This is a genomic window from Mycobacterium lentiflavum, assembly GCF_022374895.2.
GTDB lineage: Bacteria > Actinomycetota > Actinomycetes > Mycobacteriales > Mycobacteriaceae > Mycobacterium > Mycobacterium lentiflavum.
In genome coordinates this window covers 2893807-2910638 of sequence record NZ_CP092423.2, presented here as the reverse complement: position 1 = coordinate 2910638, position 16832 = coordinate 2893807, and the positions used below count along the sequence as shown (strand labels likewise).

13 protein-coding genes are annotated in these 16832 nt (G+C 66.3%); 4 read left to right on the top strand and 9 right to left on the bottom strand.

What is annotated here, in order from left to right; translation table 11 throughout:
* Window positions 1-118: 118 nt before the first annotated feature.
* The 5 genes from MJO58_RS13585 to MJO58_RS13565 all read right to left on the bottom strand — a co-directional run bounded on the left by MJO58_RS13585 (window position 119) and on the right by MJO58_RS13565 (window position 5254).
* Complete coding sequence (locus MJO58_RS13585; protein WP_276553228.1) at window positions 119-1348, bottom strand: PPE family protein; 1230 nt, start codon at window positions 1346-1348, stop codon at window positions 119-121.
* A gap of 296 nt (window positions 1349-1644) precedes the next feature.
* Window positions 1645-2859, bottom strand: a complete 1215-nt coding sequence (locus MJO58_RS13580; protein WP_276553227.1) for a PPE family protein — start codon at window positions 2857-2859, stop codon at window positions 1645-1647.
* Between the two features lie 10 nt (window positions 2860-2869).
* The gene (locus tag MJO58_RS13575) at window positions 2870-3169 is read right to left on the bottom strand and encodes a PE family protein (protein ID WP_036469081.1); all 300 of its coding nucleotides are present in this window, start codon (window positions 3167-3169) and stop codon (window positions 2870-2872) included.
* A 173-nt stretch (window positions 3170-3342) separates the two neighbouring features.
* Complete coding sequence (locus MJO58_RS13570; RefSeq protein ID WP_276553226.1) at window positions 3343-4578, bottom strand: PPE family protein; 1236 nt, start codon at window positions 4576-4578, stop codon at window positions 3343-3345.
* Window positions 4579-5059: 481 nt separating this feature from the next.
* Entirely contained in the window at window positions 5060-5254 is a 195-nt protein-coding gene (locus tag MJO58_RS13565) for a ferredoxin (protein WP_239723117.1), read from the bottom strand.
* A gap of 258 nt (window positions 5255-5512) precedes the next feature.
* Between MJO58_RS13565 and MJO58_RS13560 the strand changes: the two genes are divergently transcribed.
* Window positions 5513-6688: a cytochrome P450 gene (locus MJO58_RS13560; protein WP_090602158.1), complete on the top strand. Its 1176-nt coding sequence runs from the start codon at window positions 5513-5515 to the stop codon at window positions 6686-6688.
* A gap of 42 nt (window positions 6689-6730) precedes the next feature.
* Here the strand turns inward: MJO58_RS13560 and eccCa are convergent, their stop codons facing one another.
* Window positions 6731-10903, bottom strand: coding sequence for a type VII secretion protein EccCa (eccCa, locus tag MJO58_RS13555; RefSeq protein ID WP_090602155.1), 4173 nt, complete (start codon window positions 10901-10903; stop codon window positions 6731-6733).
* Entirely contained in the window at window positions 10900-12420 is a 1521-nt protein-coding gene (gene eccB / locus MJO58_RS13550) for a type VII secretion protein EccB (protein ID WP_090602153.1), read from the bottom strand. Before eccB ends, eccCa begins: the two co-directional genes overlap by 4 nt.
* Before the next feature lie 407 nt (window positions 12421-12827).
* Here eccB and malQ point away from each other — a divergent pair, with 407 nt between their 5' ends.
* From malQ to MJO58_RS13535, 3 genes are all read left to right on the top strand, one after another.
* On the top strand, window positions 12828-14984 hold the full coding sequence (gene malQ, locus MJO58_RS13545) for a 4-alpha-glucanotransferase (protein ID WP_239723116.1): 2157 nt from the start codon (window positions 12828-12830) through the stop codon (window positions 14982-14984).
* Window positions 14985-14995: 11 nt separating this feature from the next.
* Complete coding sequence (locus tag MJO58_RS13540) at window positions 14996-15466, top strand: nuclear transport factor 2 family protein (RefSeq protein ID WP_239723115.1); 471 nt, start codon at window positions 14996-14998, stop codon at window positions 15464-15466.
* 74 nt (window positions 15467-15540) lie between these two features.
* Entirely contained in the window at window positions 15541-15813 is a 273-nt protein-coding gene (locus MJO58_RS13535) for a hypothetical protein (protein ID WP_090602147.1), read from the top strand.
* 8 nt (window positions 15814-15821) lie between these two features.
* Here MJO58_RS13535 and MJO58_RS13530 read toward each other — a convergent pair whose 3' ends face one another.
* Together MJO58_RS13530 and MJO58_RS13525 are read right to left on the bottom strand one after the other, a co-directional pair.
* A complete protein-coding gene (locus tag MJO58_RS13530) occupies window positions 15822-16250 on the bottom strand; it encodes a type II toxin-antitoxin system Rv0910 family toxin (RefSeq protein ID WP_239723114.1) in 429 nt (142 codons plus the stop codon).
* Window positions 16251-16383: 133 nt separating this feature from the next.
* Window positions 16384-16797 (bottom strand): hypothetical protein, encoded by a 414-nt coding sequence (locus MJO58_RS13525; RefSeq protein ID WP_090602142.1) that lies wholly within the window; start codon window positions 16795-16797, stop codon window positions 16384-16386.
* Between the last annotated feature and the right edge of the window lie 35 nt (window positions 16798-16832).

Below are 16832 nucleotides of genomic sequence, written 5' to 3'. Positions count from 1 at the left end.
CGGATAAAAATCCGCCCGCGGATAAAACCCGCCGGGCACCGCTGCTTCCGGGGCGGCAAAATGCAGCCATGACGGTCACGTCGGCGTCAGCCCGTCGGTGCAGCGGCCGCTCGACCCGTTACCCGGCGAAGGGGGGCCGGGCCATGACCGTCGGTTTGAAGCCGTAGCGGGGGCCCGAGCCGCCGACACCGTGGGCGCCGCCCATGCCGGCCAGGGGCATGCCGCCGAGCAGGTTGCCCGAGCCGGCTTCGGGAGCCGCGCTGATGGCGCTGACCGGCACGGCCGTGGCATGGCTGATCGCCGGCGCGGCGCCGGTCCACACGGCCGGTACCGACAGGCGGCCGACCGAGGCCGCGTTGCCCAGACCGGCTGACACCGCCGGCGCCGCATGGGTCGCGCCACCGCCGAGCATGCCGCCCAAACCGGCCAAGCCCTTGGGTGCCGCCGCGGCCGCGCTGGCGGCCGCACCTCCGAGGGAGCCGGTACTTTTGGCGATCTGCACGCCGCTGTTACCCATACCAACGGAGAAGTACGGCAGACCCTCGGTGTTGTAGGCGAAACCGGCGAACGGGCTCAGACCGTTGACGAACGTGGCGAAGCTGGTGGGCAACGTCGTCTGTCCGGTCAACAGGAACCACAGTTCGGTGAACGGGTCCGTGGGCGTGGTGGCCGCCGCAGCAGCCGCCGCGGGCGTCGCCGCCGACTGCAGCGTGCTGGGTGTCTGGGTGATCGCATTGGCCGTCGAGTTCGCGGCATCGCCGGCTCCGGTTGCGGCCGCCGACGAGGTCGCCTCGCCCTGCTTTGCCTGGCCGGCGGGGTCGGTGACCTCGGGCGCCGATTTGAACGGCGTCACCTTGGTCGCGGAGGCCGACTGAGCGGCGTAGCGATACATCGTGGTGGCGTCCTGCGCCCACATCTGACCGTATTGCGACTCGAGCGAAGCGATCAGCCCGCTGTTTTGGCCGAGCACGTTGGTTGCCATGGCTTGGACCAGCAGCGCGCGATTTTGCGCGACAACCGGCGGGGGCACGGCCGAGGAAAACGCGGTCTCGAACGCCGCGGAGGCCGCGGACAGCTGCTGGGCGGCCTCTTCGGCTTGGGCCGCAGTGGTTTTCACCCACGTCACATACGGCGTCAGGGCTTGGACGGCCTTCGCCGAGGCCGGCCCCAGCCACTGCTCACTCGATAGCTGAGTGATCACGTTCTCGTAGCCTCTTGCGGCCGAATTCAACTCGGCCGCAAGGGAGTTCCACGCTGAGGATGCCGTGATCAACGACGTCGCGCCCGCACCCCCATATAGGCGCACAGAGTTGATCTCTGGCGGCAACGCCCCAAAATCAATCGACATGACTAAGCCTCCCGGATCCTGGTCAGATTGCGCGTGTCGATTCCATCGCGAATAGCCCAGCGGGTCTACGAGTTTCGGCTTGTGACGACGGGCGTTGTCGGGTGGCCGGATCCGTTGCCGCGCCGTGTGACGCGCTGGCAGTCTGGGACCTGTGACTCGGAACGTGAGAGCACTAGGGCACGTGAAACCCGCTCAACTGCGCCGGGTTTCGGTCGCTCGAACCGAGTCGGGGCAAACAAAATGCACGCATGACGACCCTGCGGCCGTCATGCGTGCATTCGCAGCGAATCAGATGGTTACCCGGCGAAGGGCGGGCGGGCCATCACGGTGGGACGGAAACCGTAGCGCGGACCCGAGGCGCCGAAACCTTGGCCGGCGCCCATGCCGGCCAGCGGCATACCACCGAGCAGGTTGCCCGAGCCGGCGGCTTCAGGGGCCGCGGTAATGGCGCTGACGGGTACCGCCGCCGCGTGGCTGACCGCCGGAGCGGCTCCGGACCACATGGCCGGCACCGACAGGCGGCCGACCGAGGCCGCGTTGCCCAGACCGGCTGACACCGCCGGCGCCGCGTGGGCGCCGCCGCCGAGCATGCCGCCCAGACCCGCCAACCCCTTGGGTGCCGCGGACGCCGCGCTGGCGGCCGCACCCCCGAGGGCACCAGTACTTTTGGCGATCTGCACGCCGCTGTTACCCATACCAACGGAGAAGTACGGCAGACCCTCGGTGTTATAGGCGAAACCGACGAACGGACTCAAACCGTTCACGAAGGTGGCAAAGCTGCTCGGCAGCACGGTCTGGCCGGTCAGCAGGAACCACCCCTGGGTAAGCAGGTCGCTGGACGAGGTCGCCGCCGCGGGTGCCGCCGCGGCCTGCAGCGCCTGCGGCGTCTGCGTGATCGCCTGCGCGGTCGTCTGCGCCGCGTTGCCCGCCCCGGTGCTGGCCGCCGCCGACGTCGCGGCATCCTGCTTGGCGCCCGCGTCCTGGGTAGAGACCTCGGGCGCCGCGGTAAACGGGGTTACCTTGGTCGCCGAAGCCGATTGCCCGGCGTAGTTGTACATCGTGCTGGCGTCCTGAGCCCACATCTGGCCGTACTGCGACTCGAGCTGTGCGATGACCCCGGTGTTCTGACCCAGCACGTTGGTTTCCATGGCCTGGGTCAGCAGTGCCCGGTTCTGCGCGATCAGCGGCGGCGGCACCGACGAGGCGAACGCCGTCTCGAAAGCCACGGCGGCCGAGTCGAGCTGCTGGGCAGCCTCCTCGGCCTGGGCCGCGGTGGTCTTCATCCAGGTCACGTACGGGGTCAGGGCCTGGACCGCCGCGGCCGAAGCCGGCCCCAGCCACTCCTCGCTCGACAGCTGGGTGATCACGTTGTCGTAGGCCAACGCGGCAGAGTTCAGCTCCGCGGCAAGCGAACGCCAGGACGAGGCCGCCGTGGTCATCGACGTCGAACCCGCACCCGAATACATGCGCGCAGAGTTCACTTCTGGAGGTAGCGCTCCGAAATCGATCATCGTGATCCCCTTAGCCCGCGGCGGCCGCGTTGGCCGCCTCTGTCAGCGCATATGATCCCGAGCTCATGCTCAACGTGTTGACGAACTGCTCGTGGATCGCGGTGGCCTGTGCACTGACCGCCTGGTACATCTGGGCGTGTGCAGCGAACTGCGCCGCGGTCAGCGCCGACACCTCGTCGGCAGCGGCCGGTACCACACCCGTTGTCGGAGCCGCGGCCGCAGCATTCTGGGCGGTCAGCGCCGAACCGATCCCCTGCAACGTGCTCGCCGCCGCCGCCAACGCTTCTGGCTGCGTTGTCACAAACGACATGTGATTCCCTCCTCGGTAACCGTCCGGTGCGCGCACCGGCGGGTTTTCTTGATGATGACGTTAGTTCGCTCGCAGTTGGACTTGCCCTGTCCATGCGAACTGTTCAGAACCGGACAATCTCTGTTCATCTGGCGGTCACTTCTGTTCCTCGAGATTCCACATGCTCATGGCCGTTATCCCGCGGACGGTGGACGGACAAGCACGTTGCGCTTGAACCCGTATTTGTGGGTGAAGCCGGTGGCGGCGCGTCGGCCGGTACCGGTCATGGGCATGCCCTGCAGGATCCCGTTGTTGGCGGGCCCGGCGGCGCTGGTGGCGTAGTTCACCGTGGTCGCATGGATGGCTGGTTCTTCGATGGCTGCGGGTGCCGCACCGGCCCAGGTGTTGGGGACCGAAAGTCCGCCGACCTTGACCGAGGAGGCCAGGTGCGCGGTGGCCGCGACGCCGCCAGGGTGGCCGCCGCCGAGCGCGGCCAAACCAGCGAACTGCGGCGTCGGGTACCACGCACCACTACCACCGGCCGTGGTACCGATACCGAAGGTCAACTGCTGCTGCATCTGGTAACCGAAGGCCCCAAGACCGACGCCGAAGTAGGCCTGCAGGCCCTGGCGCAGCGTGTTGAAGAAGCCTGGAGACCAACCATTGGGGTTGTCCGGTGTGGGGATGGTGAACCATCCCTGCCACCAGGGCGGATCCTGCGCGGCGGCGAGCTGCTGGGGCGCTGCCGCCGGGGCGTTCACCGAGGCTTGCTGCAGCATCTGCGGCACCGTGCTGTTGGAGGCCAGCTGCGTGCCGGCGTTGGCCGCCGTCTGACCCGACTGGCCCGCCGGCTCGGAGGCGGCCTTTGCCACGGCTTGCGCCTGGTTGTTCGTCCCGTCCGGGGTGGTGGTTTGCGGAGACGACGTGATCGGGGGCACTTCCGCCTCGATCGCCGACGCGGCCGCGTAGCTGTACATGGTGACGGCGTCCTGGGCCCACATCTCCATGTACTGGGCTTCGGTGACGGCGATCGCCGGGGTGTTCTGGCCGAAGAAGTTGGTCGCGATCAGGGTCGCCAGCAACACGCGGTTGGCCGCGATCACCGGCGGTGGCACCGTCGCCATGAACGCCGCCTCGAATGCGGCGGCCGCCCCCCGGGCTTGCATCGCGGTCTGCTCTGTATCGGCCGCCATCGAGCTGAGCCAGGTCATATACGGCAGCACCGCGGCGAGCATCCGCTGCGAGACGGGCCCCATCCACGGTCCGCTGGTCAGCTCGGAAATCACCGAGTTATATGCGCTGGCCGCTATGGCCAGTTCCGCCGAAAGCGCGTCCCAGCCTGCGGCGGCGGCCATCATTGGCCCCGATCCCGGGCCCGCATACATGCGACCGGAATTGATTTCGGGCGGTAACGCTCCGAAGTCCAACACCGTGTCCTCCTCAATTGGCCGGGATTGCGGTGGCAATCTCGGCTATCGCGTAAGAACCTTTACAAACCGTTAGCGGCTGCCTCAGACCTGCTATCCCCTGACCGCCGACCCCCTGGAAGCCAGTCGAACCCACGAGTTAGCAAACCCATTGAGCAGGCAATCCGGTAGGTCCTGGTGCATCCGCTCGCCATCCCCGGCACGGTGTTCGACCACCGTGTTTCCCGGACAGTTGGTCAGGAACGTCATGCCCATCCCGCCTCGATTACCCCCCACTACCAGCAACCAAGCGACAGCTCGTTTGGGCTGAACTGCCGCTCGTGAAAAACATTAATGGCTTATACCCCAGCCACCGACCGGCGAAGCCAACTATTCACACCAGGCCAGCCATTGTTCACTCCCGGCCAACTGGCGTTCATTTGCGCGGGTTGGCTGTTTACCCGGGGTTCGCCTGCCTGTTTAGGATCGGACGTCGCCGGCGGCGTTAGTCCTCGTCGAGGATGAGCGCCATCTCCGGGCAGGAGGCCACGCCGTCCCGGGTCAGCTCCACTTCCTCGGGTGGCACCTCGCGTTCTTCGAGGATCGAATAGCCCGACTCGTCGATGGGGAACAGATTGGGATCGACGGCGTAGCACTGGGCGTGGCCCACGCATTTCGATTTCTCGAGACGAACCCTCACAAGGTTCCCTCCCCCGCCGCGTCCACAAAATCGCGCCAGATCGGATTTGACGAATCGATACCGCTCTGCATTCTAAAAGATCGTTTCCACGCTAGCGGTTGGCCAGTTCCACGGTCCACCAGCCGGATTGGAGCAAGTCCGACACACGTGCGATATTGATGTGCCACCCGAAAATCCGGCGGTGACATCGTCGCAAGCCGGACTGGCCGAGTCGGGCACCAGGAACGAAATAGCAGACGACAAGCGGAGATCGAGCGCATGAGCATCTCTGGCGATTATCAGCCAGGCGACTTCTACCTACCGCGGCTCGAATACGCCAAATTGCCCATGGCCGTCGACCGAGGTGTCGGATGGAAGGTGCTCCGCGACGCAGGCCCGGTCGTCTTCATGAACGGCTTCTATTACATAACCCGGCGCGACGACGTGCTGGCCGCGCTGCGCAATCCCAAGGTCTTCTCGTCGCGGCTGGCGCTGCAGCCCCCCGGCTACCCGTTACCGGTGGTGCCGTTGGCATTCGACCCGCCCGAACACACCCGCTACCGCAAGATACTGCAGCCGTACTTCAGCCCGCACGCGCTCAGCAAGTCGCGGCCGGTGCTCGAGCGCCACGCCGCCGAGATGATCGCGCAGTTCGCCGGTCGCGGCAAGTGCGAGGCGATGGCCGAATTCGCGAACCTGTATCCCTTTCAGGTGTTCCTCGACCTCTACGGTCTCCCGCTGGAAGATCGCGACATGCTAATCGGCTGGAAAGACGCCCTGATCGCGGACAATCCCTACCTGAGCCAGGAGGACCTCAACAAGGGCCACCTGCTGTTGAACTACCTCACCGACGTGATCGCCCAACGCCGGCAAAACCCCGGCACCGACATGCTGTCCCAGGTCATGACGGGCGACGGCGAGTTCAGCGATCTCGAACTGCTGGGGATGAGCCACCTGTTGATCCTGGCCGGCTTGGACACGGTGACCGCGGCGATCGGATACGCCATCTACGAGCTCGCGCGCAGACCGCAGCTACGCGACATGCTTCGCGACAACCCAAGGCAGACAAGGGTTTTCATTGAAGAGATCGTCCGGCTGGAGCCATCGGCGCCGGTCGCTCCCCGGGTCACCACCGAGTTTGTCGAAATCGGGGGAATGACGCTACCCCCCGGCACGTCGGTGCGGTTGTGCATGGCGGCGATCAATCGCGACGGCACCGACTCGGTGTCGACCGACGACATTGTGATGGACGGAAAGGTGCACCGGCACTGGGGATTCGGCGGTGGACCGCACCGTTGCCTGGGGTCTCATCTGGCGCGCATCGAACTCACCGTCATTGTCGCCGAATGGCTCAAGCAGATTCCCGACTTCGACGTGCCGCCGGACTACACGCCCGAAATCAGGTTTCCGTCAAAGACATTCGCGCTCAAAGCATTGCCGCTGAGCTGGGACTGACCGCGGTCGACCTGCGGCATGCCCAACTCAGCGGCTGCTGTCCTACTTGTTGACCTCGGTTGCGGCCACCTGTACGAACACACCGGTGTCCTCGGCCATCAGCAGACCTCGACCGCGGGGCAGCGGGCCACCCTTCATCTTGCCGCGGATGAAGCCCTCGTCCGGGTCCGCGTCCATCACCAGCAGCGGCGTGTTCGCCTGGTGCAGGGCCCGCAGAATCGGGTCGCTGCCCGCCGACGACCAACCACCGAACGTCCTGGTGACGAGGACATGCAGGCCGACGTCGGCGGCCCGGGTCACCCATGGAGCGATCTGGTGCAGCGGCGAATCGAAGCCCGGCGGCAGCTGCTGGACGTCGTCGACGATCAGGAAGATCTCCGGACCGCTCCACCACGACCGCGACAGCAACTCCTGGGCGGATAGCCCCGGCGGAGGCTGGCGAGCGGCCAGGACCGCGGCCAGCTCGCCCACCAGCGCCTGCACACCGTCGAGGTTGTAGGCGAACTTCTCCACGTACTCGGTGCCCAGGACCGTCAGCAGCTGACGACGCGGGTCGACCAGCCAGACCTGCGCCGAGGGCTTGCCCTCCGGCGGCGTCGGTGCGGTGGTCGAGCCCGGCGCATACAGCCGGCCGATCTCGGACATGATCGTGGCCAGCGTCGTGGTACGCCCACATTCGCGGCGGCCCGTCACCATCAAGTGCGCGTTCTCGTTGAAGTTCAGGTAGACCGGCGCCAGGTCCAATTCGGAGATGGCCCAGGCGATTCCGCCAACACCAACACCCTGGCGGTGGTCGCGCGCAGCCAGCTCCCGCACCTGCTCCACGCCGAACCGTGCCGGCAGACGGCGCACCGGCGGCGCCTGGCCGCTCGCGAGCCGGCTGACGGCCGCGACCACGCTGTCGGACTCGAAGATCTTGTCGGGGGTGGTGGCCAGCGCGGGCCGGGCCACCAACGTGTGCAGGCCCGCTTGCGGGTCGCTGTCAAGTCGGACGTAGTTGACGGCGACCATGCCGCGCCCCGGCTTGACCGGGACATCCTTGGCGAACCGGGACCGCACCAGCTTGGCGTCTTCGACCGCGGCCAGGCGCAACTCGACGCGGGATCCGAATCCGCTACGCACCGGTGGCCGCAGCTCGGATTCGCGATCGGCGGTGACCACAACGTGCACCCCGAACGAGGGACCCTGGTTGATGATCTGGTTCACCTGCTCGATCAGGACCTCGTTTTCCTCGGCGAGGGCCCGGTAGTTGTCGATCACCAGGTAGACGTCGCCGAAGCCGTCGTTGGGCACCGGGCCGGCCTCGCCACCGAACTTGCGGCGGCGGAACACATCCATCGAGGCGATCCCGTACTCGAGGAAGCTGCGCTTGCGCTCGCGTACCAGCGCCAGCAGTTCGGCCACCGTCCGGCGGACGCCGTACGGATCGGTCGGACCGGCCACCTCACCCACGTGCGGCAGGCGCGCGACCGTGGTCAACGCGGTACTGCTGTAGGCCAGGCAGTAGAACTGGATCTGCTCGGGGGTGTGGGTCAGCGCGGCCGAGCAGATCAGCGTCTGCAGAGCCGTGGTCTTGCCGGCACCACCGGCACCCAGGATCAAGACGTTGGCGCCCGGCCCGGAGGTGTCCACCGTCCACGGCGGCTGGTCGTGCTTGAACGGCCGGTCGATGATCCCGATCGGGAACACCAGGTCCTTCGCCGAGCCGTAGTCCTGATCCCAGGGACGGCCCAGGAACCGGTTGACCAATTCGTCGATCGCGACGGGCTGGGTCAGCGGCGGCTGCCACAACCGGTAGGGCTCGAAGTCGATCTTGCGGAGCTGGTTGATGATCTCCGTACCGACCTTCGGCGTCCTGATGCCTTCGTCGTCATCCTCTTCGCTCTCGGCGCCGTCGGCCTCGACCACCTGGCCGTTGCCCAGGATCGGCGCCGGGTCGATGTCCGGCCCGCCGACGCTGACCTCGAGCGGGGTGAACGAGTTGGTGAACAGCTGCGGGCGAATGTAATCGATGCTGTGCACCAGCACCGGCGCTTCGTCGCCGTCGATGGTGATCCCGCGGGAGTAGTAGTCACGCCACAGGAACTCCGCCTGGAACCGGACGATGTCCTCGAGGCTACGACGGAAGTAACCCAGACCGGCTTGCGCGGGCAGGTTTACGGCGTTGGGCACACCAGCCGCCTGCGCCGCTCCGGCGGTACGCGCTTTCAGCACCAAGCGGTAGCCCATGTTCTCCATGAGCTTTTCGGCGCGGCTCTCGATGGTCTGCGAGGCCATCATCAAGTGGATCCAGTAGGCGCGTCCCTGCCGGCCGATCGAGTCGAGGACGTCGACCGCGGTCGGCATGATGCGGAACCACTCGTAGAACTCGTCGATAACCACCACCAGCATCGGCAGCGGCGGCATGTCCTGACCGCGGGCGCGCATCCTGGAGCGCACCGAGTTGTATTCCTTGGCGTCGTCGACACCGGCGTTGTCGCAGACCGCCTTGCGGCGGGCGATCTCGCCCCACAGCGCGTCGAGGAAGCGCTCCATCAGCGCCTGGTCTTCCTCGAGGTCGGTGATGATCCGGGAAACGTGCGGCACCCCGGCAAATGGCTTAACCGCCGATCCACCCTTGAGGTCGGCCAAGACGAACTGCAGCTCTTCGGGCGGGTGGGCGAGCATCAGCGACTCGATCACGGTGCGCACCAGTGTCGACTTCCCGGAACCCGTCGTTCCGGACATGACGCCGTGCGGGCCGTCACCACCTTCGTCCAGCGACTTCATATCCAGGAACAGCAGCTCGCCGTTGTCGGAGCGATTGCCGAATGGCACCCGCAACCGCGAGCGGCCCATCGTGTCGGTGCGAGCACCCCACAACGCGTCGAAGTCGATGTCGCCGGGATCGTCGACCCCGTAGTAGGCCAAGATGTCCCGCGCGCCGATGTGCGCGACGCGTTGGCCGATCTCCTCGTAAGCCTCCGCGAGACGCCAGTGCGCCATCTTCTGGCTGAACTCCTCGGCCTCGGCGGAGCTGATCTGGTCGGTCAGGGCGAAGAACCACGGCTTGTCGTCGATCACCATCCAGGTGTCGCGGTCTCGAGGCAGGGCCTCGATTACGCCCTTGTCGTCGAACCGCAGCGTCCGCTCCGGGACCGACGTCCACATGGACGCACCGGTCAGGTCGAAGAAGGTCACGCCGTCGACACCGTCGGCGCTGATCACGTATTCCCATTGCGGGTCAACGACATCGGCGATGATCACGGTGTGCGGCGTCGGCGTCTGGGCCGACGAGCTGGCATGGCGAGGCGTGAACGATCCACGGCCGGCGAACAATTCGGCCTGCTCCGCGGCGAACTCGCGCACCGAGCTGTAGACCATCCGCGCGTTACCCGCCGCGTCCTGGCGCCGGGGATCGCCGAAGTGCGGCAGCCACTTGACCCAATCCCATTCGTCCAGATCCGAACTGACCACGACCATCTGCACGTGGTCGGGGCCGTGGGAGAACGCCAGCTGACAGACGATCGCCCGCATCAATCCCAATACCTGCGGACGCTCACCGATCAGCGCATACCACGGCTCCACGAGCAGCGAAACCATCTTGGGCAGGTTGTAGACCACGCTCTGGTAGCGACCGAATTCCTGAAGCGCCTTACCGGTCACGGGCTCCAGCTCGATATCGGTCGGCATGTTCTGGGGCTCACCCCAGGTCACCTCGGGACGCGTCATACCCACGCCGACGCGGACCACACCGAAGTTGAGGTCCTTGCCGTCGGGCTTGCGCTCCCACATCCGTGGGGATCCCACTGCAGCGCTGAGCGTGTCGGGAGCGGGGTGGAACCACCGGTAGTTGGCGTCCATGCTGTCGGCCGACTCGTGGGCGGTCTCACGCAGCATGTCCAGCATCAGCATGAACTGGGCGCGCATCGAGTCGAGCTTCGGGCGGCTCATCTGCTGCTGGCCGCCGAACCGGCCGCCGAACATCATCATCGCGACGCCGCCGATCATGAAGATCGGGAAGATCGCGCCCGCGCCGCCGAACACCCGCGAGCCGCTGCTGAAGACCATGGCGACCATGCCGATCATCAGGCCGATCACCAAAACGCCGACCACGACCAGCCATACCGGCTTGCCCTCTGGCGGCGGAATGCTCAGCGGTGTCGGCAGGACGATGTTTTCCGGCTTGATGACCGGAGGCTTCTCCGGCGTCGGCCGGGCGAATCCACGCTTCACTTCGGTACCACCAACTCTGCAGGGGACATATCCATCGGGAGGGTGTCGTGCTCCACCAGCGCATCAGCCCGCGACAGCGTCGGGCCCTGCGGAAGGAGCCGGAGCGCAACCCAGGGCGCCAGGCTCGGGTTGGTCTGCAAACCCAACGCCTCACGCACATCGCGGGTGTCGTCGACACCGAATCGGGCGCCGGCATCCGTCACCCACCATAGCGATTCGGTGGTCTTGGCACCGGGATCGTTGCCGGTGACGGCCACGAAGTTGGCGAAGTTAGGACCGAAGTAGACCTGGTCGGCGGTGCGGCCGGTGGTGTCCGACTTCACCAGCGACACAATCCTTTTCGACTCGGACTGGGACACCGGGATGGTCGGTCCGGACACGACCTGGATACGGGCCCGGTTCTCGCCGCTGGTCTTCTCCCACCACCAGCAGGTCGCCGGGTTCTCCCGCAGGTCCGTGACATTCAGCGGGGTGTCCGGGTAGGACGACAGGTCCAGCTTGTTGACCACCGGCATCTTGGCCAGCGCCGCGGGTTCCACGGTCACCGGCTTACTGTTGTTGGCCCCGCCGGCGTTCTGCATGATCTGCGCGACCAACGGCGGCAGTGTCTGCACCCCTTCGGGCAAGACCAGCGAATACTGTTGGGGACCACTAATTTGCGGCGTGACGAGGATCGTTCCCACCGGGCCGGGGGCGTTGGGGAAGGTCGCAGGGCTGCCTGCGTTCTGTACCTCGGGCACCGTCAGCTCCGGGCCCACCGGCAACGCGTCAAATAGGGCGCGGCTCATCGGCTTTGCCATGCTGATTTGTTCCGGTGTCAACCCGAGCGGCAACAGCACGGAGCGGTTCGCCGCGTCGATTCGCGATCGGCGTCCTTCCCGGATTACCCAGGTGTCGCCGCTGTAGCTCAACACCACGGCGTCCGAGCCGTTCAATACGTGGCGGCGGTTGCTGAGATCGGGCGTGCCGTCGATCACCGTCACGGTCACACCCGAGGGTGCGCCGACGCCGGTCGAGCCGGCGACGGTGTCGCAGATCAGCCACGACGACATAGACGGGGTCTTGGGCCCGAAGGTCGACGGCGCGCCGGGGATACCCACCATCGGGCCACGCGGGATGTTGGCGATCTGGCTGGAGCGCACCAGGTGCGGGTTGTCGGGGCGTCCCGTGATCAACCTGGCCGAGGCCAGGTTCAGCGCCGGGTACAGCTTGTCGCCCACCCGGACGTACAGGGCACCGGAGTCGCGGTCGGCGATGATCGGCGAATCCCCCACCTGACCGGCCGGGCTGATGAAGGAGTACAACAGCGCGCCCAGGCAGATCACGGCCGCTGCGGAGACCGACGCCACGACGGCCAAGGTCTGGCGTCGTCCCGGCTCGACCTCCATCCGGACCCGCCAGCGGGTCAACGCCATCGAGGTTCGCCGCGCAAGGAACTGATAGCCGGTCACCTGCGTGCGCGTCGATAGCCCGAGGCCGTACCCCGAGCCGCGCTGCCCGCGACTCTCTTCCGCCACTAATTCACCATCCGGTCTGTTAGAACGCCTGGACATCGTCCAGCACGCGAATCACATCGACAACCGTAAGCCACCCGCAATGACCTCGCCATCTAGCGCAATGTGGCGTTCACTTCAAAGCCTCGTCACATCCATCAATCCGGCCGGGGTTAAACGGCATCGGCAACCCGTCCAGCGTCGGCAAACGCCGCTGAGCTGGCAGTTTCCAAGTTCCCCACGGGATCCCCCGGCCGGACTATTTACCTCTCCATTGGGATCGTAGCTGCGGACGGCCAACCCGTCCTGTCGAGGATGCACGTCCGCGGCGCTCCGCTGACCTGCTACGTAATCGGACGCCAGCAACATCGGCGGCGTTCGTCGCCGGGCTCGCGTCGTGCCGGGCGGGTTTTGGCAGCAAGATGAGCGGCATGACTGAGCTCGCACCTTCGTTGGTCGAACTTGCCGCAAGATTCGGCATTTCCACTTGGTTCGAGGACTGGACGGGCCGGCAAACTCAGATCTCGGAGAGCACGCTGATTGCCGTGCTCGCGGCTCTCGGCGTGGACGCCGGCACCGAGCAGGATCGCAACGAGGCCCTGGCCCGTCAGTCGCGCACCTATTGGTCGCGTCAACTGCCGGCGACCATCGTCGCCCGCACCGGCACCCCGACGCGGTTCTGGGTGCACGTCACCCACGGGGATCCCGCCGAAGTCTTGTTGCGGCTCGAGGACGGGACCGTCCACGGCGGCGTACAGCAGGTCGACAACTTCACGCCGCCGTTCAATCTGGACGGGCGATGGGTCGGAGAGGCGAGCTTTGTGCTGCCGCCGGATCTGCCGCTGGGCTACCACCGCCTGCATCTGCGATCAAGGGGAATCGAAACCAGCTCCGCGCTGATCGTGACGCCCGACTGGCTCGGACTACCGGAGCAACTCGGCGCGCGCCGGGCCTGGGGCCTGGCCACGCAGCTTTACAGTGTGCGGTCCGAGCAGTCGTGGGGTGTCGGAGACCTCACCGATCTGACCGACCTGGCCGTCTGGTCGGCCTCGCGGCACGGCGCCGACTACCTGCTGGTCAACCCGCTGCACGCGGCCACCCCGACGATCCCGATGGAGCCTTCTCCCTATCTTCCGACGTCACGCCGCTTCTTCCATCCGCTTTATCTTCGCGTCGAATCCATTCCCGAATTCACCGACCTGGCCAAGCGCGGCCGGTTGCGGCGGCTTCGCGACGAGGTCCAACAGCGCACCGCGCGGCTCGATGCCGTCGACCGCGACAGTGCATGGAAGGCCAAGCGGGAGGCGCTGAAGCTGATTTACCGGATACCTCGGTCTGCGGGCCGGGAACTGGCCTACGCCGCCTTCCGCGAGCGTGAGGGCAGCGCGCTCGACGACTTCGCCGTCTGGTGTGCGCTGGCCGAAAAGTACGGCGGCGACTGGCATTGCTGGCCGAATTTCCTGCAGCATCCGACCGCTATCGGCGTCGCCCGGTTTGCCGAAAAGCACGCGGACGCAGTCGATTTCCACCGCTGGCTGCAATGGCAGATCGACGAACAACTCGCGGCGGCACAGTCGCAGGCGGTGCGGGCCGGCATGTCGTTGGGCATCATGCACGACCTGGCAGTCGGCGTGCACCCGAACGGGGCCGACGCCTGGGCCCTGCAGGATGTCCTGGCGCTGGGGGTTACCGCGGGCGCGCCGCCCGATGAGTTCAATCAACTCGGCCAGGATTGGTCGCAGCCACCGTGGCGCCCCGACCGCCTGGACGAGCAGGAGTATCGGCCGTTCCGCGCGCTGATCCGGGCGGTGCTAAGGCATGCCGGCGGGGTACGGATAGACCACATCATCGGGTTGTTTCGGTTGTGGTGGATCCCCGAGGGTGCACCGCCTACCGCAGGTACCTACGTGCGCTACGACCACGAGGCGATGATCGGCATCGTGGCACTGGAGGCGCACCGCGCCGGTGCGCTGGTGGTCGGCGAGGACCTCGGCACGGTCGAACCGTGGGTTCGCGATTACCTCTTACTCCGGGGGCTGCTGGGCACGTCGATTTTGTGGTTCGAGCTCGACCGCGACGGAACCGGCGGTCCGCTGCCCGCCGAGCGCTGGCGCGAGTACTGCCTGTCGTCGGTCACCACCCACGATCTGCCGCCGACGGCCGGGTACCTGGCCGGCGACCATGTCCGGCTGCGCGAGTCGCTGGGATTGCTGACCCGGCCCGTCGCCGAAGAACTCGAGTCCGACCGGACGGAATTGGCGGCCTGGATGGCCGAGCTGCGCCGGGTGGGGCTACTCGGGCAGCACGAGGACGATCCCGAACAGATCGTCCTCGCCCTCTACCGCTACCTGGGCCGCACGCCGTCGCGGTTGTTGGGCGTGGCGCTGACCGACGCGGTCGGCGATCGCCGGACGCAGAATCAACCGGGTACCACCGACGAATACCCCAACTGGCGGGTTCCGCTGACCGGCCCCGACGGCAAACCGATGATGCTTGAGGACGTATTCACCAGTCGCCGGGCCGCCGCGCTGGCCGACGCGGTGCGCAACACGCTGGCAGCGCCAACCAGCCAGCCGGGCGCCTGTTAGCTTCGGGTGCCATGACGCTGTCCGCGAACGACCGATCCGCACTAAGCGATCTGGTGCACCGCTACGCCGCCGGAGTCGACGACCGTCAATTCGAGTCTGTGGCAGCACTTTTCGCGATAGAGGCCGAACTGATGGTGCCCGAGCCGCCGGCCACCTTGACGCCGATCCACACGCATCGCGGCCGGCCGGCTATTGCGCGGGCCGTCGCGGCGGTGGCCGCGGTCGCCCGTACCGAACACGCGATCGTCGGGGAGGTGTACGACGGCGGGCCGCGTCCCGGCGCAGCGCGCGGCCGGATCGCGTGCGTCGCGCATCATTGGACTCGACGCGATGACGAGGTGTTCGACGCGGCTTGGCATTTGCGCTACGACGATGAGTACGAGTCGACGGACTCGGGGTGGCGGATCACGCGCCGGCTGTTGACCGTCAACGCCATCGAGACGCGTCCGGTGCGTCGACTGTTGTCGTGGGATCCGGACTGAACGCGTTCGCCACAGATCGAAGGTCCGGGCGCCGAAGTCGTTTGGCCACGCGGTGTTTCGGGTAGCCGCGTCGAATGGAGCACAACAGCCTCAGCACCGTTGACGATGGCCGGTATGGACCGCCGCGACAATTCGCGCGGACACCCGGAATACTCCTTGTCGGTGCGGCCGTGCTCGCGCTGGTGGTATGCATCACGGGGTTTGCCCTCGACGAGATCGGCATTGGTCTTTCGGCAGCCATCGTCGGACTGATGGCGTTGGGCGTCGGGCTGGACTGGCTTGCCATGGACGGCAGGCGAATCCGCCAGGCGGAACGGGAGTGGTTCGGACGTCATCCCGCGCGTTGACGCGTCGGTTACTGCAGTGCGGCCAGATTCTCGACCGACTTGCGCACATCGGAGCGCAGCACGCGCGCCACGACCTTGCCGACCGGACCGCTGAGCACCCCGCCACCGATGTCGGCGTTCAGGTGAAAGATCGACCCCGGCTGGGTATCGGTCACGTCCATCGCCACGGTGATCCGAATCCCACCCCTACCGCGGCCTTGCAGCTCAATCGATTTGGGCTCGTCGTAGCGGGTCACCGTCCAGTGCACGACATTGCGAAATCCTTTGACCCTGACGCACGACGACACTTTGGTGCCTTGCTCGATCGTCGATGGCATCTCACCACGCCAACCACCGAAGATCGTCATCCACTCGTCGAATCGACCGAGATCGGACGCCAATTTCCAGGCGGCACTGGGGTCCAGATCCGACGTCGTCGAAACATCTACTTGCGCCAAGGTTTGTCGCTCCTCTTGAACCGTCCTGAGCGTTCAGTCGAGGTGCTACATACCCGCCCGGGAAACCGTAAAACGCGCGACATGATTCCGGGGCCGTTGCTGGCCCCGGAAATCGATTTGCCGTGATCGGTGGTTACGTCGGGCAGACGCCCTTCACCCAGTCGCTGACGAGTTTGTTGTTTTTCGTGTAGTCCGGGTCGTCGAAGTGAGCACCGCCGGTGGTGACGAAGTGTTCGATCGCGTCCTTGACCTTGGCCGGCGGGTTGTACTTCTCGAGAGTGTCTGCCGCTTTGCGAGCGCCAGCGTTGTCCGACGCGGTCAGCAGGTCGGCGTTGGCCCCGGTGACGTCGACGCACTGGCTGATGTCCAGGGTGGTTGTCGGTGCCGCCTCGGTGGTTTCACTGGACGAGGAGCTCGACGTGGCGGACGCAGAAGTGGAATTCTTTGTCGTTGATCCGGAGGGAGTCGTCGTTTTGCTGCCGGACGAACAACCCGAGATCGCTAGTCCCGCGATCAGCGTCGCCGCGAGTAACCACCGTTGGGCCATGTGAACCTCCTATGTAGTCGAATTATCAGGCGGAA

Coding starts and splice junctions, on each gene's coding strand:
- MJO58_RS13585 (WP_276553228.1), bottom strand. CDS start 1,348: ATGTCGATTGATTTTGGGGCGTTGCCGCCAGAGATCAACTCTGTGCGC.
- MJO58_RS13580 (WP_276553227.1), bottom strand. CDS start 2,859: ATGATCGATTTCGGAGCGCTACCTCCAGAAGTGAACTCTGCGCGCATG.
- MJO58_RS13575 (WP_036469081.1), bottom strand. CDS start 3,169: ATGTCGTTTGTGACAACGCAGCCAGAAGCGTTGGCGGCGGCGGCGAGC.
- MJO58_RS13560 (WP_090602158.1), top strand. CDS start 5,513: ATGAGCATCTCTGGCGATTATCAGCCAGGCGACTTCTACCTACCGCGG.
- malQ (WP_239723116.1), top strand. CDS start 12,828: ATGACTGAGCTCGCACCTTCGTTGGTCGAACTTGCCGCAAGATTCGGC.
- MJO58_RS13540 (WP_239723115.1), top strand. CDS start 14,996: ATGACGCTGTCCGCGAACGACCGATCCGCACTAAGCGATCTGGTGCAC.
- MJO58_RS13535 (WP_090602147.1), top strand. CDS start 15,541: ATGGAGCACAACAGCCTCAGCACCGTTGACGATGGCCGGTATGGACCG.
- MJO58_RS13525 (WP_090602142.1), bottom strand. CDS start 16,797: ATGGCCCAACGGTGGTTACTCGCGGCGACGCTGATCGCGGGACTAGCG.